We start from the raw sequence: 20,986 nt of genomic DNA on the forward strand, positions 1-20,986 counted from the left end.
CTACAAATGATCGTAGAATGCGGTTTCGAATTCGAGATAGCGGGCGAAGGATGTGGGATCCCCGAACGGGAGGATCTGCGTCGCCCAGAAGCCGCCATAACCGTTCTTCCGGTCTATCCAGTAAAACAGGTTGGCGAGCCCCGCCCAGCCAAGCGATCCCGCAGGCCGCCCCGTGGGGGCTTTCTCGTCATTCACCATGAAGCTGAGAGCCCAGGATTTTGGAACCCCGGGAAAGAATTCGGCATCATTGGAAAGCGTGGGGTCCACGCCGGTCAGCATGGTGACCTTCAGATGGCCGAGATGATTCTGCTCCGCCATCCGCACGGTCTCTGGCTTGAGCACGCGCCCGTGATTGCCCATCCCGTCGTTCAGCCACATCCGGATGAACCGCATATAATCGGACACTTTGCCATAGAGGCCGTGGCCGCCCATATGGATTTCCGGTTTGGCGGGAAGTTCGAAATCGATCGGCTTCAGGGATCCGCCGTGCTCCCGGATGTGCATCGTGGCGAGATTGGCGCGCACCTGGTCGTTTATCTCGAAGGTCATGCTTTCGATCCCGAGCGGATCGAATATCCGTGCCTGGAAGAAGTCGCCCAGCCGGGTATCGCTGATCCTTTCGACCACCTGGCCGCACCAGTCGATGTTCGAGCCATATTCCCAACGCTCGCCCGGATCGAAGAGCAGCGGGGTCATCAGGCTGGTCTTGGTGGCGGTTATGATGCCGGGATGACCTGAGCGGACGAGCCGGTCGTAGAGGTCATTGAAGAAATGATAGCCGAGACCTGCTTGATGGGTCATCAGCATCCGCACGGTGATGTCCCGGCGAGGCTCGCGAAGCAGGGCTTCTCCATCCTTTCCGAAACCTTCGATCACCTTGAGCGTGGCGATTTCCGGGACATAGCTTCTGGCCGGTGCATCCAGATCGAGCTTGCCCTGTTCAACGAGTTGCAGAACCGCCGTTCCGGTGATGGCCTTCGTTGTGGAAAAGAGCGCGAAATGGGTGTCGGCATCGATTGCGCGGTCGAGATCGATGCGCAGTTTGCCGGCGGCGCCCTCATAGATGTTCCTGTCGCGATTTGTGACCATCGCAACCACGCCCGGAACACGCTCATCCGCATTCGCCGCACTTTGTGTGATGGCGTCGGCTGTTGCCTGAAATCCGCTCCTCATCCGTGATATCCTCTCGCGTTGCTGCCGAACGTCTGCGCGGTGGTCAGATCCTGTTCTTTTGCTGTCGCTGCTATGCCCGGGCCTTGGGGGCCCGGGCATTGTCGCTTATCGTTTGGCAAAGCCTTCATACCCGCCAAGGGCGGCGGCGTCGCATTTCTGGCGGTAGGCGCCTACGCCACCGGTATAGGATAGCACCCGTCGGGGTTTTCCAGGCACGTTCGAGCCGAGATACCAGGAATTCGTCTTCGAAATGAGGTTTGCGCCGGCCGTCTCGTCGTGATGGGCGATCCATTGCGCTTCGGTCTCGGCGGTCGGCTCGATGACGGAAAGCCCCTTGCCTCGAACATGATCGATGCAACCGCTGATCCATTCTGTCTGCTGTTGCAGGCAGGTCGTCATGTTGCACAATGCTGCAGACGGCGCGAGCGGAGCGCCGGTCGTGAACATGTTCGGATAACCATGCACCTGGAGCCCCATGGTGGTGCGGATATCCTTGCTCCAATCCTCCTTGAGCGAACGACCGTCCCGACCCCGTATGTCGATGCGGGTGAGCGCTCCGGTGCCGGCATCAAAGCCTGTTGCCAGAATGATGACGTCCAGTTCGTGAAGCGTGCCATCTGCCGTTCGGATGCCGTCCGCCGTGACAGCCACGATCGGATTGTCGCGCACGCTCACTGCCTCGACATTGGGACGGTGATAGACTTCCAGATAGTTGGTCTCGAGAGGGACCCGGTGCGTACCGAAGCCATAGTCGGTCGGGATAAGCAGATCCCACAGCTTTTTGTCCTTGAGCCGTCCGCGCATCTTGTTGCGGACGAATTCGGAAATCTCCTCGCTGACCTCCGCATCGAAGAACATCTCGGCGAAGGAGGCGAGCCAGAGCTGGAGAGAGCCGCTTTCGTATATCTCTTCGAGCACATTCAGGCGCTGTTGCGGCGTCAGATCTGCCCACTGATACTTGAAATCATATTCGAAGCCCGTGAATGTGTGTGGCAGCGTCTTCCTGAGTTCCTGGAAGCGCGCTTTATAAGCATCCACATCGTCGGCCCCGAATTTGGGGTTGCGCATCGGGAGGGCATATTGCGGCGTGCGGATGAACACCTTGAGTTCGCCGACCTTGTCCGCGATGGTCTGGATCACCTGAATCCCGGTTGCGCCGATGCCGACGACGCCGACCCGCTTGCCTTCGAAGTCAATCTCCTCCCGCGGCCAGCGCGCGGTGTGGAAGATCCTGCCCGTGAAGCTGTCCTGGCCCGGGAACATGTCGGCCATCGGGGCAGACAGCATGCCACAGCATGTAATGAGGAATTGCGCATCGATCGTCTCGCCGCTGTCGGTCGTCACCGTCCATCGCCCGGCATCCTCCCGATAGTGGGCGCTCGCGATGCCCGTATCGAATCGGATATCTCTTCGAAGATCCAGTTCGCTTGCGATATAATGCATCCACTGTTCGATTTCCGGTTGGGCGGGAAATCGCTCGCTCCAGCTCCATCCCTTGTACAGCTCTTCGGAAAACAGATACTGGTAGATGTAGGCTTCGGAATCGAAACGTGCACCGGGATAGCGGTTCCAATACCATGTTCCGCCGACATCGGATGCACGTTCATAGACTCTTACATTGAGTCCCCGCTCTCTTAGCTGGTGTAATTGATAGAGGCCGGCGACTCCGGCGCCGATGATGACCGCATCGAGGACAGTCGGCTCCGCAGGCAATGCAGCCGCCACGGCATCTTTTGTTACATAATTCATGCACCCGCTCCATCCAATCAAGATTGCTCGCCGCGTCCGCTCGTAGATGGCCGACTTCAGCTCTCCGGAGCGCATGCTCCGACGGATTGAGGCTATGATGCCCGGCGCATCCGGGTCTTGAACGTTCCCGCAATTCGTTTGAACGAACGCGAGTTTGTGCGGCCCTGCGCGCGATGAACCTCGACAAAGGAGGGGCAGGAGCTGGCGGGCGCGCCGCTCGGTCCCTGTTTGCCGAACCCCTCCCTCTATCGCCCGTTTCGTTCAAACAATTGGTCGCGATGTTCAAGATCGCCACTTTCCCTGCGGGCTAATGACCATCTGCTGCGTGCAGCTCATTCAGATTTGCCGGGCCTCCTGGAGGCTTGAGCAAGCGATTGGCGCAGCGGGAGAGGAAAGATCGAAGACGATCTGTCGCGGACGAATTGGCTCGAATTACAAAATCGAGGTGCCGCGCCAACGGAGCGTCTTTCCTCTTCCGGGCAAAAATAATGCGGCGCGGGCAGGGCGATGCATTGCCCTTCTTCAGTCCGTCAGTTTTGCGGGGAGGAAAGAAATGTGGGAAACGCGTCGTTCGGCCGCGCTATGTTTTGGCGCTGCATATCTGTCATCAGGTACAGCCTATGCCATCGATATCTATCCGGGTGACTACACGGTTTTGCCGGCGGGCTCCAATCTTGCACTAATGTATGGCGGACATGTTCGATCCAGGCGGCTCAACGTCAAGAACGCCGGCGACGTACCGGACTCGAGGTTGCAGGCGACGCTCGGTATTGCACGTTATGTGCGATACGAGGACATCGGCGGCATTCCTGTCGTAGCCGAGGCGATCCTCCCCTTCGGAGGGTATCACGATGTGCGCATTGGAGGCGTGTCCCAGTCGACCCGAAACGGCCTTGGCGATCTCCTGCTGGGTTTCGCGGCTTTCCCCGTTCACAAGGAAGATCCGAGGTTCGGCACAACGCTGGGATTCACGGCCTATCTCGCGCTGCCCACGGGCGCTTATGATCCTGCGAAAGTGAGCTTCGGTACGGGAGCCTACACGTTCACGCCGCAGATTGGCCTGATTCAGGGGCTGGGAAAGGGGCTGGTGCTCGATGCCGCGGCAGATGCCGCGTTCACCGTCAATCATATGGAGAAGGGGGTGAGATACGGCGTAAAGCCGTCCTATCAGTTGCAGGCCTATCTGCGTCAAAGCATCAGTGCGACCGCCACTCTGTCATTCGGATATTCGGGACGTTTCGGCGGAGCGCAGAAAATCGACGGGCTTCGCACCGGGCTCGAGACGAGCAATCATCAGCTGCGCCTGTTTCTTGGCAACTTCTTCACCAAGACATTTCAGGTTCAGGCGGTGGTGGGGGGTGATATCGCGAGCCGATCGGGGTTTCGACAGGGAATCAACAGCCAGATCCGCTTGCTCAAGTTGTTTTAATCTCGGCGGATTTCGCGATGAAATGGGTGCTCGCCTTTCGGATTGCGCCTCGTGCGTGCGTCCTGGCGAGAAGGGCGGCGATCCTACCAAGGCCCAATATGTACTGAGCTTTCACGCGGCTATCTTTTGCGGTTGAATAAAAGGACACGCAGATGTCGGGAGAGAAGCCTCTGGTCACCAGGCCGATTCTGCCCAGCGAACTCACAACATGGGTTCCGGGCGGCATACTCGGCATGAGCGACGGTCTGGGCTGGCGCGATGCGGCATTCCGCCGGTACGACTATAAAGCCCAGGACGTTGAGATCCCTCCGATCGATAGCTTCATGATCGTGCAATATGTGCGCGGTGAAACGCCTATGGACAGACAGGTGGAGGATGGCCGCTGGACACGATGCCGCTGTCGTCCCGACAATTTCTCACTGCTGTCCAGAACGGCCGGATCCCATTGGCACTGGACGACCCCCATTGAGGTAAATCACATCTATCTCACCAGAAAAGTTATGAATCGCATCGCAAGTGATATCTGCGGAGAGGAAGTGGTCGACGTAAATCTTCACGATATCGTGGAGGGGTACGATCCGGAAATAACCCGAATCACCAGTGAGATCGCTAGGGAGGCGATGGACCCTCGATTGGGTGGCAATCTTTACGCCGAAACGCTGTCCATGCAGTTGGCGGTGCAGCTTCTAAGAAAATTCTCCTCGTGTGTGTACAAGGGAAACCCGCATCAGGCGAAAGCTTTTTCACGAAGAGTGATCGTTGAAATCGAGGAATTCGTGGATTCTCATCTTTGTGAAAACATATCGATAGAAGATATGGCTGGTGTCGCGGGGATGGGGGTGTGGACGTTCAACCGGTATCTGCGACAAAGCGTAGGGAAATCGGCTTATGCGTTTGTGGTGGAAAAGAGGATAGAGCGCGCGCAGTCATTGCTCAGTCGCGGCGATCTGGCCCTGAAGGAAATTGCGGCCGCGTGCGGGTTTTCCGATCAGGCCCACATGACACGCATGTTCACCGCCAAGCTGGGCGTGACGCCCGGCCAGTTTCGCGCACGATCATAGGCTCGGGACCGCTTGATCCGAGCCGGACGATGATGGTGGCACCTGCGAGCCTCTCTGCTCATCTCTGTGTCCACTCCGGTGCACCGCCCGGATAAGGTCATGTTACTGGACGCGAGGGGCCAGGGCGTGGCGCCAGGGAAAGCCCGAACGTTTCGTCGTGGCGAGGGATCAGAGCCCGCTGGCGTCTATTTCATGGCCCATCGCCTCCTCGCACATATGCCGAACCTCTTCGGGCTGGCCGGCGTGGAGGATGAACTTTCGGGATATGGCGTCGGCGCCCAGGGAGACGCGGTTGGCCACCGCCAAGGCGACCTTGTGGTTCACGCCCTCCTCTCTGATAATCCCTTTTGGTTCCTTTCCGTTCGCAACCGCATCCAGCTCGCGGAAGAAGCGATTGCGCATCATCACGATGCCCTTGTCGCTCTGGCCGAGATTTTCCTTCCGGCGATCGGTGATGCGGCCCTGGCCAACCCAGCCGATAATATCCTGGTTGATGACGTGGGTGGTGATCCAGCGCCCCGTCTCGCTGTCGCGGATCGGGCTCTGCCAGCTCGGGATCTTCTCCTGCCGGTAGGGGCGGCGTTCTTCCGGCACGGCGGCGTAGATCCAGCTGATGCTCAGCGTATTCTCGTCATCCACGGGAACACGCCATTCGAAATGATTGCCGAGGAAGAAGCCGTTGGGCCACAGCAGCACCCGGCCGACCGTCCAGAGCGGATCCGTCTCGTCCGTATCGCTGCGGATCCGTTTGTAGAGGAAGCCATATTCGAATTCCTCGAAGCCCAGTTTCACATGGGCCGGGCCGAAATCGCTTTCCGGGCTGCGCATCCGGGCCGTCCAGTTCGAATGCATCCATTCGAAATGGACGGGATCGATCGAATTTTCCTGGCACTGAAGCCAGTTGCACGGAACATCCGCCTTCACGACCTGCACGAAGCCATCGGTGCGCGAAAAAGGCTCCCAGTCCGGCAGGAGCGGCGGTTCTCCGCTGCCCATATAGGCGAAGAGCAGCCCCGCCTTTTCCTGCACCGGATAGGATTGCAGCCGAACCTTGTCCTTGTAGCGACTGGTGGGGAGGGCGGTTTCCTCGAACGGCTGCTGCAGGCAGCGCCCGTCCTGACCGAACAGCCAGCCGTGATAGCTGCAACGTATCCCGCATTGCTCGACGAAGCCGTAGGCGAGATCCGCGCTGCGGTGCGCGCACTGGCGCTGGACAAGGCCATAATGCCCGCCGAGATCGCGATAGAGAACCAGATCCTCGCCAAACAGCCGGATCGGCTTGATCGGCTGATCGTCGAGATCGGCGGCGCCGGCGATGGGATGCCAGTAGCGCCGGAGATAGTCGCCCATCGCCGAGCCCGGCTCGATCGAGGTGAGGAGGTGGTTCTGTTCCTGGGTGAGCATCCGGATGTCCTTGGGATGATGTCGGCCGGCGAGGATCAGGCCGTGGCCGGCGCGGTTTCGAAGAACCGGTCGAGGAAGGCGACCTGCGGCTCCCGCCAGCCTTTCCGCAACGAAGGCGTGTCGCCGAATTCGAGCAGGGCCGCGCTGTCGGGCGCATAGGCCGGCCAATCCACACCATCCGGCGTACCGGCCTTGGCGAAAGAGACCCATGCGCGGTGCATGACGCTCGCGATCCGCGCATCGGCCGCATCATGACGATGATCGGCCTCGCCGCGCGGCGGCAGGTCGGGCCGGTCGAACACGTAGCTCACCTCTTCGCTATGCTTCGGTGCGCCTTTGCCGGGGCGCCGGCGGGTGAAGAGATAACGCCAGACGGGAATGCCGGCTGCGGCGATCGTGCGGCTCAGTGCGGCCACGCCATAGGTGAACTGGGTATCGCCGAAGAGATTGGCGAGCGCGGCGGCGACGTCATCGTCGCTGCCCGTGGGATAGAGGGTCTGCGCCTCGATCGCGTCCTTGCCGAAAGTCCGGTCGAGCAAAGCGAGGAAATCCGCGCGCGTCTTCACGGGCCACGCCGCCACCGCGTTCGAACCCTCATCCTCCATGCTGCCGATGATGGCGGGCACATGGGCGAAGCGGCCGGCGAGATAGCTGTCGCGATCGTCGGCGGGAACGACATGGCCATCGCGGATCGGGCGCAGGATGCGGGGCGCGGTGAGATTGCGCACGCCGGGCTCGATCAGCTTCTGGCGATCCAGCAGTTCGGCGGGGGACAAGGCGCGCAAGGCGGCGATATCGCCGTCCAGCGCCGCGCCGGCCGCTTCGGCGTCGACCAGCGAGGCGAGCGGCCGAAAGGCTCCAGGGCTCTGGAGGATGACCTGCCGGAACAGGCCCTGCGCCAGCGGCGAAGTCATCAGCAGGCTGATGGAGGCGGCACCGGCCGACACGCCGAACAGCGTGACCCGGCCCGGATCGCCGCCGAAGCGCGCGATATTGTCGCGCACCCAGGCGAGGCCGGCAATCTGATCCAGCAGCCCATAATTGCCGGAAGTGCCGTCCGCGGATTCCGCCGTCAGCCCCGGATGGGCGAGGAAGCCGAACATGCCCACGCGATAGTTGATCGAAACATAGACCACGCCGTCGCGCGCGAAGGTCATGCCGTCCGCCCGCTCCTCCGCGCCGCTGCCGAAGACGAAGCTGCCGCCGAAGATCCAGACCATCACCGGCAAGCCCGCATCGGGGCTTTCGGCGGGTGTCCAGACGTTGAGCGTCAGGCAGTCCTCGCCCTGCGCGGTGGCGCGTGATCCGATGGGAAGCGCGGTCCGCTGCGGGCAATCCGCGCCGAAGCGTGTGGCGGCGCGTGTCTCGGTCCAGGGCTCGGGCGGGGCCGGGGGCTGCCAGCGGCGCGGCCCGGTGGGCGGTGCCGCGAACGGTATGCCGCGAAACACGCTGACATCGCCGATCCGCTCGCCCCTGATCGGGCCGTTGCAGGTGTCGATCTCAACCATGGCTCTTGTCCTTCGCGGTACGGACATAGGCGGCATCGCTGCAGAACAGCGCCATGACGAGGAAGGCGAGGATCGGCCCCGCCGCCATCGTGGCAAAGGCGCTGGCGAAGGAGTGGGTGCGCGCGAAGACGGCGCCGATCGCCAGCGGAACCACGACGCCTCCCATCTGCTGCAACGCATTCGTGGCGCCGGTGGCGGTGCCGGCCGTGCGATGGCCGCCGACCTCAGCGATGAGGGTGGAGAGGATCGGCCCCCAGCTGAAGCCGAAGAAGCCAAGCAGGGTCGCCACGATCTGGAACTGGAGCGGGCTCGAAAGCTGACCGAATGCGAGCAGCCCGATCGAGAAAAGCAGCAGCACCACCAGGATCGGCATCTTGCGCCGGCCACCGAGATAATCGGAGATCGCACCCGTCACCGGCTTGGCGATCACGGCGGCGGCGCCGAAAAGGGTGGTGGCGAGGCCGGCCTGCGCGGGTGACAGGCCATGGCCCTTCGACATCAGGGCCGTGGCCCAGAAAGCGAAGCCCCAAGTGCCCCACGCCGCGCCGAAGCCGACAAGGGCCAGGCGGGCAAGCTCCGGATTGCGCAGCACGGCCGCGATCTCGCGCCAGGAAATGCGTCCGGCTGCGGCCACCGTGCCGGGCGTATCCTGCAACAGCAGCATGATCATGCCGCCGAAGAGGAGCGTGACGACGCCCATGGCGCGATAGACATAGGGCCATTCGACATGAGCGAGCATCAGGGGAATGCCGCTCCCCGTAATCATCACCGCGACGGGCAGCGAGGTCATCAGGATGCCGATCGCCCTGGCGCGGCCAAGCGGGGGGAACCAGGCGGCGAGCACCTTGATGCAGGCCGCATAATCGGCGCCCGCCGCCAGCCCCATCAGAAACTGCATCGCGATGCCGGATGGTACCGATCCGATGAAGCTGAAGCCGAAGGTGAACAGCCCCAGCAGGATCAGGGTGGATCCCATGCCGATGCGCGAGCCGAGGCGGTCGACGACCACGCCGCCCACGAGATTGGAAATGACATAGCCGCTGAAGAAGGCGCTGGCGAAGCTGCCGAGCGCGGTCAGCGGCAGGCCGCTGGCCGCGCTCACGCTGGAAGCGACGCTGGACCAGGCGAGGCGATCGACGAACGAAAGCAGCAAAGCCAGCCAGGCGATGGCGAGAATGGTCCAGCGGCTCATTCGATTATCCTCGTGCCAGAATGCCCGTTGCCATCAACGCCACAACGCGAAGCCAAGGCCGGTGCCCGTGCCCGCTTCGGTGCGGATGCCGGGCACATAGCCCGTCCAGCTGACGTCCAGCGCCTCCAGCGCGCCGGCGACGCAGATCCAGTTGCGGATCTCGGAGCTTCCCGAATTCAGCTTCTCGCGGGGCAGGGCGCGCAGCGCATCGGCATCCCTGGCCCGGATCGCGCGGAACACCTCGCCGTCCAGTTCCTCATCGACCAGAAAGTGGCTGAGCCCGCCCGAGGCGACGATGCCGATCCTGGCCTCCCCGGGAAGCGAGGCGACGGCGCGCCCGATCGCCTGGCCGATCGCGTAGCAGCGCGACGGGGTCGGCTGGTTCGGCGGGAAATAGGCGTTGAGGAATACGGGCACGATCGGCACCGGCCGGTTGCGCAGCAATTGCGTGTGGATGAAGGCGATCGAATGGCTCTCGCCCTTGCCCTGGGGAAGGTGGCGGGCGGCCGATACGTCGAAATCGCTGTCGATCAGGCACCCGATCAGATGGCGGGCCAATTCGTGCGCCACGGGATAATCGCGGGCGACCGCCGAATATTGCCGCTTCGATGCCTCCACGAGCCAGTCGGCCCGGCCCGGTGTGGCCGTGTAGGGAAGGGCCGCGATCGTCTCGCCATGATAGACGAGCAACGCGGGGTGATTGTCGGGCAGATACAGTTCGTTCTGATCGTCACCCACGATGATGAGGGCATCCAGATCGGCACCCAGGATTTCATCGGCCATATGTTCGATATGGGCGCGCGCTTCCGCCAGCCTTTCCGCCAGCCGTTCCGGCGTCAGGAGGGGCGCGAGGCTGTTACCCCGCCGTTCCGCCTCGCGCGCGAAGGTGGTGGGAGCCCCGTTCGTGTCGAGCAGCGGGATACCGGGATCCCATTCACGATAGCGGGGCAGATCACGCGGATCGACGAGCAGCATCGACGTGTGCGACGTGGCGGCCCCAAGGACGAGTCTGGCCATGTCAGCGGGCTCCGCCGTCTGCCGGCGCGCCATAGCCGCCACCGCCCGGCGTCTCGATCGCGATCAGATCGCCTGCGGCAAGCTCCACGTCCGCCGTGCCGCTGATATGTTCGACAAGCCCGTCCGCGCGCTCGATCCACTGGCGCCCGGAGGCTCCCGGGCCGCCCTGGGACAGGCCGAACGGCGCGCGCGTGCGCCGCGATGCGACGATCGTCGCCGTCATCGGTTCCAGCATGCGAACCGCGCGCATCACGCCGTCACCGCCGCGATGGGCGCCCGCGCCGCCTGATCCGCGACGGACGGCGAAGCGTTCCAGCCGCACGGGATAACGCAGCTCGAGGATTTCCGGATCGGTGATGCGGGTATTGGTCATATGGCTGTGCACCGCCGACGCGCCATCAAAGTCGGGGCCGGCGCCGGTGCCGCCGCAGATCGTTTCATAATATTGATATCTTTCGTTTCCGAACAGGAAGTTGTTCATCGTGCCCTGGCTGGCGGCGGAGGCGCCGAGCGCGCCGAGAAGCGCATTCGCAACAGCCTGGCTCACCTCCGTATTGCCCGCCACGACGGCGCTGCCCGGCGCGGGCGAAAGGAAGCTGCCGGCGGGAATGCGGATGTCGAGCGGGGCGAGGCAGCCCTCGTTGAGCGGCAGATCGCTGTCGACGAGGCAGCGGAAGACATAGAGGATCACTGAGGTGGTCACGGCCGGCGGAGCATTGAAATTGCCGGGCCGCTGTTCCGCCGTCCCCGCGAAATCGATCGTGGCGGAGCGATTGGCGCGATCCACCGAGACCGTCACGCGGAGCAGCGATCCATCGTCCATCTCATAATCGAACCGGCCGTCGCCGATCCGGTCGATCACGCGGCGGATGCTTTCCTCCGCGTTGGCGAGGACGAAGCCCATGTAGCGGGAAACCAGGGGCCAGCCGTGGCGGGCGATCACATGGCGAAGCTCGGCGATGCCGGCTTCGTTGGCGGCGATCTGCGCCTTGATGTCGGCCACGTTCGTATCGGGATTGCGCGCCGGATAGGGGGCGCCGGTAAGCAGAGCGCGGAACGCCTCCTCGCGAAACTCGCCGCCGTCCAGCAGCAGGAAATTGTCGATGACGACGCCCTCCTCCTCCAGCGTCCGCGAGCGCGATGGAGTGGATCCCGGCGTCGTGCCGCCGATATCGGCGTGGTGGCCGCGATTGCCGACGAAGAAGAGCAGGGTCTTGCCATCGGCATCGAAGACCGGGGCGACGACGGTGACGTCCGGCAGGTGGGTGCCGCCGTTGAACGGATCGTTGATCGCGATCATGTCGCCGGGTTTGAGCGCGTCGCGCCGGTTGGCCAGCACGGTGCGGACGCACTCGCCCATCGCGCCCAGATGAACCGGCACGTGCGGCGCATTGGCGATCAGCCTGCCCTCGGCATCAAACAGCGCGCACGAAAAATCGAGCCTTTCCTTGATATTGACGCTGGTTGAGGTGTTGCGTAGCACCGCGCCCATCTGTTCGGCGACGGCCATGAACATGCTGTTGAACAGTTCGAGCAGCACGGGATCCGCACGCTCGCCATCCGCGTCCCGCTGTTCCGCCCGTGGAGTCGCCCGGGTCAGCAGCAGCTGGGCGCCCGGTTCGACAAGCGCCGTCCATCCCTGTTCGACCACCGTCGTACCGGTCGTCTCGCGGATGATGGCCGGGCCGACAATGTGATCGCCGGGCGCCAGCGTGTCGCGATCGAACACCGGCACGTCGCGGAAGCCGCCGTCGACATGCATCGACACCTGCTCGATCGGCAGCAGGGGAGCGCCTTCGCGCGGGGCGAGGGGGCTGGCGGAGACGGGTTCGCCGCGCCGTATCGCCTCGGCGGTCACGCTTTCCAGGATCAGTGCCCGTTCCGGCGTGGCGAAGCCGAAGCGCGTGCGATGCGCGGCGTGGAAGGCCTCCTCCATGGCGCCGCGCTCCGCCAGCGCGACGGTGAGCGCGGTGTCGGTGCCGGCGTAACGAAGGTCGGCCGAGACGATCGTGTCGATCGCGCCGCCCTTGTCATCCCGTACCGTTTCCGCAGCGGTCGTGGAGAGCGCCGCGGCCGTCTCCCGCGCCGCGCGCAGCGCCTCCTCGTCGAACGGTCGTTCGATCGCCTGCTGGCGGACGGCGCTCTGGTCGGCAAGGCCCATCCCATATGCCGAAAGCACGCCCGCGAAGGGGTGGACGAGAACCGAGCCCATGCCCAGTTCGTCAGCAACGAGGCAGGCATGCTGGCCGCCGGCGCCGCCGAAGCAGACCAACGCGAAGGCGGTGGGGTCCTGCCCCTTTTCCAGCGTCACCTGCTTGATCGCGGCGGCCATGTTGGCGACGGCGATCCGCAGGAAGCCTTCCGCGACATCTTCGGCGGAATGGGGCTGGCCCGTGGCGTTCGTCACCGTTTCCGCGAGCGCCGCAAACCGGGCCTGCACCGCATTCCGATCGAGCGGAAGATTGCCCTCCGGGCCGAAGATGGCCGGGAAATGCCGGGGGTTGAGCTTGCCGAGCAGCACATTGGCGTCGGTCACGGTCAGCGGTCCACCGCGGCGATAGCAGGCGGGGCCAGGATTGGCTCCCGCGCTCTCGGGGCCTACGCGGAAGCGCGCGCCATCGAATTGAAGGATCGATCCGCCGCCCGCCGCGACGGTGTTGATCGCCATCATCGGCACGCGCACCTCGATGCCTGCCACTTCCGCGTCCACGGTCCGCTCGAAGGCGCCGGCATAGAGCGCCACGTCGGTCGAGGTGCCGCCCATGTCGAAGCCGATGACATTGGCGAAGCCGGCCGCCTGCGCCGTGCGCGCCGCGCCGACGATGCCGCCAGCCGGCCCGGACAGGATCGCATCCTTGCCCTGGAACAGATCGGCCGCGGTGAGGCCGCCGTTCGACTGCATGAAATAGACGCGGCTGTCTTGCAGCTCGCCCGTCACCTGATCGACATAGCGCCGCAGGACGGGCGACAGATAGGCGTCCAGCACGGTCGTTCCGCCGCGCGCGACGAGGCCCATCAGCGCGCTGATTTCGTGGCTGGCGGAAACCTGCTCGAAGCCGGCCGCGCGGGCGAGGGCGGCGATGCGCCGTTCCGTCTCCGGATATTTCCAGGCGTGGACCAGGGCGATCGCGCAGGACGTGAAGCCTTCGGCGCGGCGCCTGGCGAGGGTTTCGGCCAGCGCCGCCTCGTCCAGCGGGCGCAGGCCGGAGCCATCCGCGCCGACGCGACCGCCGACTTCCTCGACGGCTTCATACAGGGGCGCCTGCTTGGCGATGGCGAGATCGAACAGCCGTGGGCGGGCCTGATGGCCGATCTCCAGCAGATCGGCGAAGCCTTCGTCCACCAGCAGCAGCGTTCGCGCGCCCTTGCGCTCCAGCAGCGCATTGGTGGCGACGGTCGTACCCATCTTGATATGGTCGATCGTGTCGCCGGGCAGCGGCGCGTCGAGCGCAAGCCCCAGCGCGGTGCGGATCCCCGCCACCGCGGCATCGCGATAGCGCTCCGGATTCTCGCTCAGCATCTTCACCGTGGAAAAATGCCCCGCCGGATCACGCGCGACGACATCCGTGAAGGTGCCGCCCCGATCGATCCAGAATTGCCAGCCGTTCATGTCAGTCCTGTCGAAATTCTGTGGAATGTGGTGCCGATCCGGCGGCAGCATGAATAAGCGCCGCCATCAACTGCCCCATGCGCGCGTGGTGGGCGCGAAAAGGCTTTCGACCGGCACGATCCGGTCGATGATCCTTTGATCCGCTGCGTGACGGATCAATTCCTTCAGCATCGCATGATTTTGGGGGACGCCGTAGGGGAGAGGATCGGTGACGATCTGAAGCAGCGTCTCGTTGCGCCGATCCGCCGCGTCCGGCTCCCGGATCGCACCCGCCCGGAGATCGGCGAGATAGAGAAGCTTCGCCTCGTGAAAGGCGTTGACGAGATCGAGCGCCATTTCGGGGCGCTCGGCCAGCAGCGTATCGCGCACCACGATCAGATGATTGATCGGATAATGATCGTGAGTGCAAAACCGGCCGAGCGCGATCTCCTGGTGGTTCGGGATCAGGGGCACGATATCCGGATGGGCGGGATCGATGCCGATCGCGGCCGCCACATCGCCACGCAGAAGAAGCTCCCGGATCGTGGCGCCGTCCGCGATGCGCCTCACACAAGCGGGTGGCCGATAATCGGCGACATGCTCATCGCCCGCCATCACCCAATCGATCCGGGCCAGATCCACGCCATAATGCGCGCTCAATATGCCGCGTGCCCAGACTCCGGTCGTGACGGTATAGCCCCGATCCAGCCCGACGCTCCGCCCCTCGAGATCCTTTGGCGCCGCGATGCCGGCATCACGGCGCACGAAGATGGCGCCGTGATGAAAGCCCCGCATCGGGAAAACCGGCAGCGCCGTGATGGGAACGCCCCGCGCGCGGGCGCACACATAGGTGGAAATCGCCATTTCGCACATGTCGAACTCGAGGCCGCGCACCATGCGCCGGAAGGCGGGGGGCAGGCTGGTGAAGGAGGAAACCTCCATCCGGAAGGCAGACGGAACGATGCGTCCCTCGGCCAATGCCCGCACCGCACCGCCATTGCCCAGAGCCGCGCTGAAGCCGGGGCGTTCGATCACCGTGCGCACCTCCGTAGGCCAGGGCCACCCGCCATCGGCGGCGCGCAGATGCGCCAGCGGAATTTCACCGTCTCTGGTGGGGGTGGCGGACAAGGGGCGATTTCCGTTTTCGGCTGAATTGAGGGGTGTTGCGATCGATCAGAAGGGACGGGCGGATGCGCATTCTGCACGAGCATCCGCCCCACCACTCAGTATCGATAGGCGGCCTGCAGGCCGATCGTCCGGGGGCGGAAGGTCTGGCCGATATAGATCGGCTCGTTGATCGCGTAGGTGGTGCAGGCCGTGTTGCGGCAGGTGCCGCGGCCGCCCGTGATCTGCGACAATGTATCCCGCGAATTGAGGAGATTGTCGACGAACAGCGACAGTTCGAGCGGCCCTTGGATCGCGCCGATCCGGGCCGACGTATAGTGGGTCGCCTCCGCCCGATATTGTTCGGGGGCATAGGCCACCGTGCCGGGGCCGGTGGTGCGGTTATAGGCGCTCGCATACTGGAAATCGCCGCGGATATAGGCCTTCCACACGCTGTTCAGGGCGAATTCGTAATTGCCCGACAGGTTCACGTTCCAGGGCGCGATCGGCAGCGTATCGCCCTTGTTGACCAGCACGGATCGGGTCGCGCCCGCCACCTGCTCCGGCCCCAGGATCTGCCGCGTGTAGCGGGAGTCGGTATAGCTCGCCGCGACGGAGAGCGTCAGGCCGCGCATCGGGCGGAGCTGGATCTGAAGATCGCCGCCGTCGCTGGCCGCCTTGCCGGCGTTGAGCGTGAACTGCGCCGAGCAACCGGGGAAGGTGGCGAACAGCTGGGGCTGGTTCCAGTCGACGTGGAAGGCGCTTGCCTGCACGGAGGCCAGGCCGCCGAAGAGCCGCGATTTCGCGCCCGCTTCATAGCTCCAGACGGAGTCGGAGCCGTAGGTCGTCGGTGGATTGCCGCCGTAAAGCGCCAGGCCGGCCGCGCAGGTGGTCTGCGAGATGGTGGGGTTCACGCCACCGGGGCGGAAGCCCTTCGCTGCGCTGACATAGATCATGTCGTTGGGCGTGATCTGATAGTTGAGACCCGCCTTGGGCGTAACCGGCGTGCTCTTCTGCTTGCCGGCCGAAAGGCCGCCGTTGGTGAGTGTGGGCGTGGTGAAGCCCGCCAGCGCTCCATAATAGGTTTGATCATATTCGAATGTGTTGCGTGACACGCGCACGCCGGCCGTGAGCTTCAAGCGATCGGTGATGCGATAATAAAGCTCGCCAAAGCCCGCATATTCCTCGTCGGTGAGCGTCTGGTAGCGGACCGAGGCGAGATTCCCCGGCAGGAGCGGCGCACGATAGACGCCCGTCGTATCCAGCCCGCGCAGCACCATCGCGAGCTGATCGAGATTCTCGTAAATCTCGGACGAACTCTTGATCCTGGAATGCTGGTAATAGACGCCGCCGACGAAGCTCAGCGGGGCATTGGGCGAGCCGATCGTGAAGCGCAGCTCCTGCGAGAAGCTGTCGCGCTTGTTCCGGAAATCGATCGTGCGGCGGAAGTTCTGGAGTTCCGATACGAAGCCGATGCCGCCCTGCAGATTGCGCGCCTCGCCGTTGAAGCCCGCCTCGTCCACGGCGCCGCTCGTCTTGTCGTGGATGTAGGAAGTGATCGATTTTACCGAGACGATGCCGGCATTATAATCGAGCGCGAGGCTTGGCAGGTAGATCTGCGTCGTGCGCGGCGATGTGAAGGGATTGCCCGAGGTGAACGGGCCGAACTGCGTATAGGGGCCATAAGTGTGCGCCGCATAGCTGTATCCCGGCACCGTGGCCGTCGCCGCCCGCGAGAAGGCGGTCGTCGTCGACTGATCCACCTTCTGCCAATAGGTGTCGACGTCATCCGAATGATCGTATGAATAATAGAAGGACGGCGTGGCCGAGAGATTTTCGGTGATCTGGGCCTTCAGCGCAGCGCGCGCGGTGCGCTGCTTGCTGCTGTTGGCGTTGCTCTTGTATTTTACGTTCGGGTTCCAGACATCGATATGATCGATATAGCCGCCCTGATTGCGGCCCCAGACGCTGACGCGGAAGCCCAATTTGTCCGTCACGATCGGGCCGCCGACGGCACCGCCAATCTCCCCGCTCGGGCCGCCACCATCGGTGAAGGACAGTTCCGAGCGGGCATAGCCGCTGTAGGTGGTGAGGCTGGGGGCCGGCGTGATGAAGCGCACGGCGCCACCTTCTGACGATCCACCGTAAAGCGTGCCCTGCGGGCCGCGCAGCACTTCGACCCGCTCCAGATCGAAAAGCTGCGGGATCGGGCTGCCATTGCCGGAAAAGGACAAGGCATTGCGCTTCTGGAGCGCGACATCGTCGAGATAGATGCCGGTGGTGGGCGAACCGGCGACCGAATAGATGCCGCGTATCGCGATCTGGGGCGCTGAATCCGCGCCGGTGCGCTGGATGGTCAGCGCGGGCACCGTGCGCGCGATATCCGAGATATTCTTCACACCCTGCTGATCGAGCGTTTTCTGCGTCACCGCCGTGATGCTGATCGGCACGCGCGAGATGGTGTTGCTCTGCTTGGTCGCGGTCACGACGATCTCGCCCTGGGCCGTATCCGGCGCGTTCGTCTGGGCGCTCGCCATTCCGACCAGCAATGTCGTCGCGATCGCGACGGAAGAATAAAGCCCAACACGGATCGTCTTCATGATGTCCCCTTTTGGATGGCTGTTCCGCTCTGCGCCCGCGATCGTGCCGTGTTCGGATCGATCGTCCTTTTTCTGTCATGAAGCTGCAGCGCAGGCGGCCGCGCGAACAGACGGAATGATGTCCATCCCATAAGTTTTTGCTATAGCGTGTCGGCAATGCTCTCCGTTTTCGGTCTCAATCTGCGGCATCTCAGCGTCGCGCTGGCCGTTCGGGAATGCGGCAGCATCAGCGCCGCCTCGCAATCCGTGAACCTCTCCCAGCCCGCCATCACCCAGGCTCTGGCCAAGCTGGAGCAGGAATCCGGACATGTCCTGTTCGTGCGCCATGCGCGCGGCGTGGTGCCGACGGAAGAGGGCGATCTCTTCCTCACCCGCGCGGAGGCGGCGATCGGCCTGATACGGGAGGCGGTGAGCCATATACGCCGGGCCGCGCGCCTTCCCCCGATCCTGCGGGTGGAGCGGATCGTGACGATGACCCAGCTGCGGGCGCTGGCCGAAGTGGAGCGGGCCGGCAGCTATTCCCTCGCGGGGCGCCGGCTCGGCCTGTCGCAGCCGTCGCTGCATCGCGCGGCCAGCGAGAGCGAACTGGTACTGGGAATGCCGCTGCTGGCGTTGCAGGGCAGGACGGTCCACGCGACGACGGCGGGCGAGCGACTCGTCCGCGCGATCCGCCTCGCCGCCGCGGAATTGCAGGCGGGGATCGATGATCTGCAGGCGCTCACCCGGGCGGGCGCCGGCCTGATCCGGATCGGCACGCTCTCGCTGCCGGCGGCCAGCCTGCTGCCCACGGCCCTCGCGCGCTTCGGCCGCTCGCATCCCGAGGCGAGCGTGACGATCATGCAGGGCAATTATGAGGAACTGCTCGCGGCCCTGCGCGACGGCGATATCGATCTGCTGCTCGGCGCGCTTCGCGATCCTGTCCCGGTCAATGATGTGAAGCAGCAGCCATTGTTCGTGGATGATCTTTCCATCGCCTGCGCCGCCTCTCATCCGCTTGCCGGTTCCATCATGCCGGATCGCCGCGAACTGGCGCGCTACCCCTGGGTCATCAGCGAGCGGGGCGCGCCGATGCGCGCAAGCTTCGAGGCGCTGTTCCAGGGGGCGCCCGATCGCCCGACGACCTGCGTGGAGGCTGCGTCCATATTGATGGCGCGTGCCTTGCTGCTCGAGGATAACTGGCTGTCGCTGATGTCGCACGATCATTTTCGGATCGAGCAGCAGGCGGGGCTGCTCGCGACGGTCGGCCCGCCGCTGCCGGCCTCCCATTTGAACATGGGCGTCACCACGCGGACGGACTGGCGGCCGACGACGACGCAGGCCGCCATGCTGGCGGCATTGCGGGATGTCGCGGCGGAGCGGGGCGGGCGGATTCGCCCGGGATGAATGGTGTTCGATTCAGTCGACAAGGCATTGAAACGGATCATATCGTCTGATCGTGGCGGCATGCATGATCGGCGGCGGGCGGCGGAATATGGCCTGCTCCGCAACGCCATACGGCCTCGCCCGCTACGCCGCGATCCTTGTCGCCGGCCGGGCGACGTGAAAGACAGGCAATGCCATGCTGAACCGCCGCGACACGATCCTTACCGCCCTTGGCGCTACGCTGGCCGGCGCTGGAGCCCGGGCCGGGACCGTAGATGTCGCGCCGAAATCACCAGCGGGAAATGGACCCGGCTGGCGACGCGGCCATGACAATCAGCGGATCGCGGATCTCGGCGACGGTCGCTTCCTCAACCCGATCTTTCCCGGCGATCATCCCGATCCCTCCATCCTGAAGGATGGGGCGGATTATTACATGACCTTCTCCACCTTCGATGCCTATCCGGGGCTCGTCATCTGGCATTCGCAGGATCTGGTGAACTGGCAGCCGGTGACGGCGGCGCTGACGAAGCCGATCGGATCGGTATGGGCTCCGGAACTCTGCAAGCATGCGAGCCGCTATTTCATCTACATCCCTACCAAGGCGCCGACGACCAACTGGGTGATCTGGGCGGACCGGATCGAGGGGCCGTGGAGCGATCCGGTCGATCTGGGGCTGCACGATCATATCGATCCGGGCCATGCCGTGGGCGAGGATGGCTCGCGCTGGCTTTTCCTGTCCGGCGGCGATCGCGTGCGGCTGGCGGAGGACGGTCTTTCGACGATCGGAAAGACCGAGCATGTCTATGATCCCTGGCATTATCCGGAGGACTGGGACGTCGAGGGCTTTTCTCCGGAAGGGCCGAAGATCACCCGGCACGGGGATTTCTTCTATCTGGTCACGGCGGTGGGCGGCACGGCGGGGCCGCCCACGGGGCACATGGTGATCGCGGCGCGCGCGCGCTCGATCCACGGGCCATGGGAAAATCATCCCGGCAATCCGATCGTGCGGACGACCGACCGCGCCGAAAACTGGTGGTCGCGCGGGCATGCGACGCTCGTCGAAGGGCCGGATGGCGGCTGGTGGTCGGTCTATCACGGCTATGAGAATGGCTTCTGGACGCTGGGGCGGCAGACCCTTCTCGATCCGGTCGAATGGACGCCGGATGGCTGGTTCCGGATGAAGGGAGGCGATCTGTCCCAGCCGATCGCCAAGCCACGCGGCGGGCGGCCGCAGCCGCACGGGCAGCCGCTTTCGGACGATTTCCGGGCGCTCGCGATCGGCACCAGATGGAATTTCTTCAAGCCCGGGCCGGAAGAAACGAAGAGACTCTCCGTCCGGGATGGCGAGTTGACGCTGCGGGCGCGGGGCAGGGCTCCTGCCGATTCATCGCCGCTGCTGCTGATCGCGGGCGATCGCTCCTATCGTTTCGAATGCGATATCGCGATCGATCCCGGTGTCACGGCGGGGCTCATCCTCTTCTATGACGAGGCGCTCTATTGCGGCCTCGGCTTCGATCAGACGCGCTTCGTGACGCATCAATATGGTATCGAGCGGGCGCGGCCCGCCAATCCGCACGGCCGCAGGCTGCGGATGCGGGTCACCAATCGCGAGCACATCATTTCTTTCCACACCTCCGGAGACGGCGGACGGACCTGGAAGAGGTTCGATCGCGGCATGGAGGTTTCGGGCTATCACCACAATGTGCGCGGTGGCTTCCTCATGCTGCGGCCGGGCCTCTACGCGGCGGGCGAGGGCGCGGCGCGTTTCGGCAATTTCCACTTCGAGGCGCTCTGAGCG

Annotated in this window: 13 protein-coding genes; 4 read left to right on the forward strand and 9 right to left on the reverse strand. The window is 64.1% G+C overall.

Features of this window, described 5'->3' with window-relative positions:
• Both DI605_RS16715 and DI605_RS16720 read right to left on the reverse strand, forming a co-directional pair.
• On the reverse strand, window positions 1–1,272 hold the full coding sequence (locus DI605_RS16715) for a serine hydrolase domain-containing protein (protein ID WP_367120068.1): 1,272 nt from the start codon (window positions 1,270–1,272) through the stop codon (window positions 1–3).
• A 6-nt stretch (window positions 1,273–1,278) separates the two neighbouring features.
• Window positions 1,279–2,922, reverse strand: coding sequence for an NAD(P)/FAD-dependent oxidoreductase (locus DI605_RS16720; protein ID WP_293976163.1), 1,644 nt, complete (start codon window positions 2,920–2,922; stop codon window positions 1,279–1,281).
• Window positions 2,923–3,247: 325 nt separating this feature from the next.
• Here DI605_RS16720 and DI605_RS16725 point away from each other — a divergent pair, with 325 nt between their 5' ends.
• Window positions 3,248–4,351, forward strand: coding sequence for a transporter (locus tag DI605_RS16725; RefSeq protein WP_293976165.1), 1,104 nt, complete (start codon window positions 3,248–3,250; stop codon window positions 4,349–4,351).
• 152 nt (window positions 4,352–4,503) lie between these two features.
• Window positions 4,504–5,412: an AraC family transcriptional regulator gene (locus tag DI605_RS16730; protein ID WP_293976167.1), complete on the forward strand. Its 909-nt coding sequence runs from the start codon at window positions 4,504–4,506 to the stop codon at window positions 5,410–5,412.
• 168 nt (window positions 5,413–5,580) lie between these two features.
• Here the strand turns inward: DI605_RS16730 and DI605_RS16735 are convergent, their stop codons facing one another.
• The 7 genes from DI605_RS16735 to DI605_RS16765 form a co-directional block, all read right to left on the reverse strand.
• Window positions 5,581–6,816, reverse strand: coding sequence for an aromatic ring-hydroxylating dioxygenase subunit alpha (locus DI605_RS16735; protein WP_293976169.1), 1,236 nt, complete (start codon window positions 6,814–6,816; stop codon window positions 5,581–5,583).
• 35 nt (window positions 6,817–6,851) lie between these two features.
• Window positions 6,852–8,324, reverse strand: a complete 1,473-nt coding sequence (locus tag DI605_RS16740; RefSeq protein WP_293976171.1) for a carboxylesterase family protein — start codon at window positions 8,322–8,324, stop codon at window positions 6,852–6,854.
• Complete coding sequence (locus DI605_RS16745; RefSeq protein ID WP_293976173.1) at window positions 8,317–9,516, reverse strand: MFS transporter; 1,200 nt, start codon at window positions 9,514–9,516, stop codon at window positions 8,317–8,319. The genes DI605_RS16740 and DI605_RS16745 overlap by 8 nt, the downstream gene beginning before the upstream one ends.
• 33 nt (window positions 9,517–9,549) lie before the next feature.
• Window positions 9,550–10,533 carry an extradiol ring-cleavage dioxygenase gene (locus tag DI605_RS16750; RefSeq protein ID WP_293976175.1) on the reverse strand — a complete coding sequence of 328 codons (984 nt, stop codon included), beginning with the start codon at window positions 10,531–10,533 and terminating at the stop codon, window positions 9,550–9,552.
• Window position 10,534: 1 nt separating this feature from the next.
• On the reverse strand, window positions 10,535–14,194 hold the full coding sequence (locus DI605_RS16755) for a hydantoinase B/oxoprolinase family protein (RefSeq protein WP_293976177.1): 3,660 nt from the start codon (window positions 14,192–14,194) through the stop codon (window positions 10,535–10,537).
• A gap of 15 nt (window positions 14,195–14,209) precedes the next feature.
• Window positions 14,210–15,250, reverse strand: a complete 1,041-nt coding sequence (locus DI605_RS16760) for a hypothetical protein (RefSeq protein WP_293976179.1) — start codon at window positions 15,248–15,250, stop codon at window positions 14,210–14,212.
• 95 nt (window positions 15,251–15,345) lie between these two features.
• A complete protein-coding gene (locus DI605_RS16765; RefSeq protein ID WP_293976181.1) occupies window positions 15,346–17,826 on the reverse strand; it encodes a TonB-dependent receptor in 2,481 nt (826 codons plus the stop codon).
• A 156-nt stretch (window positions 17,827–17,982) separates the two neighbouring features.
• On the opposite strand from DI605_RS16765, the gene DI605_RS16770 reads away from it, so the two are divergent.
• Entirely contained in the window at window positions 17,983–19,209 is a 1,227-nt protein-coding gene (locus tag DI605_RS16770; protein WP_293976182.1) for a LysR substrate-binding domain-containing protein, read from the forward strand.
• Between the two features lie 175 nt (window positions 19,210–19,384).
• On the forward strand, window positions 19,385–20,983 hold the full coding sequence (locus tag DI605_RS16775) for a family 43 glycosylhydrolase (RefSeq protein ID WP_293976184.1): 1,599 nt from the start codon (window positions 19,385–19,387) through the stop codon (window positions 20,981–20,983).
• The last annotated feature ends 3 nt before the right edge of the window (window positions 20,984–20,986 follow it).

Origin of the sequence: Sphingomonas sp. (assembly GCF_003248515.1) — a bacterium.
Classification (GTDB): Bacteria; Pseudomonadota; Alphaproteobacteria; order Sphingomonadales; family Sphingomonadaceae; genus Sphingomonas_I.

Coding starts and splice junctions, on each gene's coding strand:
- DI605_RS16715 (WP_367120068.1), bottom strand. CDS start 1,272: ATGCCCGGGCCCCCAAGGCCCGGGCATAGCAGCGACAGCAAAAGAACA.
- DI605_RS16720 (WP_293976163.1), bottom strand. CDS start 2,922: ATGAATTATGTAACAAAAGATGCCGTGGCGGCTGCATTGCCTGCGGAG.
- DI605_RS16730 (WP_293976167.1), top strand. CDS start 4,504: ATGTCGGGAGAGAAGCCTCTGGTCACCAGGCCGATTCTGCCCAGCGAA.
- DI605_RS16735 (WP_293976169.1), bottom strand. CDS start 6,816: ATGCTCACCCAGGAACAGAACCACCTCCTCACCTCGATCGAGCCGGGC.
- DI605_RS16740 (WP_293976171.1), bottom strand. CDS start 8,324: ATGGTTGAGATCGACACCTGCAACGGCCCGATCAGGGGCGAGCGGATC.
- DI605_RS16745 (WP_293976173.1), bottom strand. CDS start 9,516: ATGAGCCGCTGGACCATTCTCGCCATCGCCTGGCTGGCTTTGCTGCTT.
- DI605_RS16750 (WP_293976175.1), bottom strand. CDS start 10,533: ATGGCCAGACTCGTCCTTGGGGCCGCCACGTCGCACACGTCGATGCTG.
- DI605_RS16755 (WP_293976177.1), bottom strand. CDS start 14,194: ATGCTGCCGCCGGATCGGCACCACATTCCACAGAATTTCGACAGGACT.
- DI605_RS16765 (WP_293976181.1), bottom strand. CDS start 17,826: ATGAAGACGATCCGTGTTGGGCTTTATTCTTCCGTCGCGATCGCGACG.
- DI605_RS16770 (WP_293976182.1), top strand. CDS start 17,983: ATGCTCTCCGTTTTCGGTCTCAATCTGCGGCATCTCAGCGTCGCGCTG.
- DI605_RS16775 (WP_293976184.1), top strand. CDS start 19,385: ATGCTGAACCGCCGCGACACGATCCTTACCGCCCTTGGCGCTACGCTG.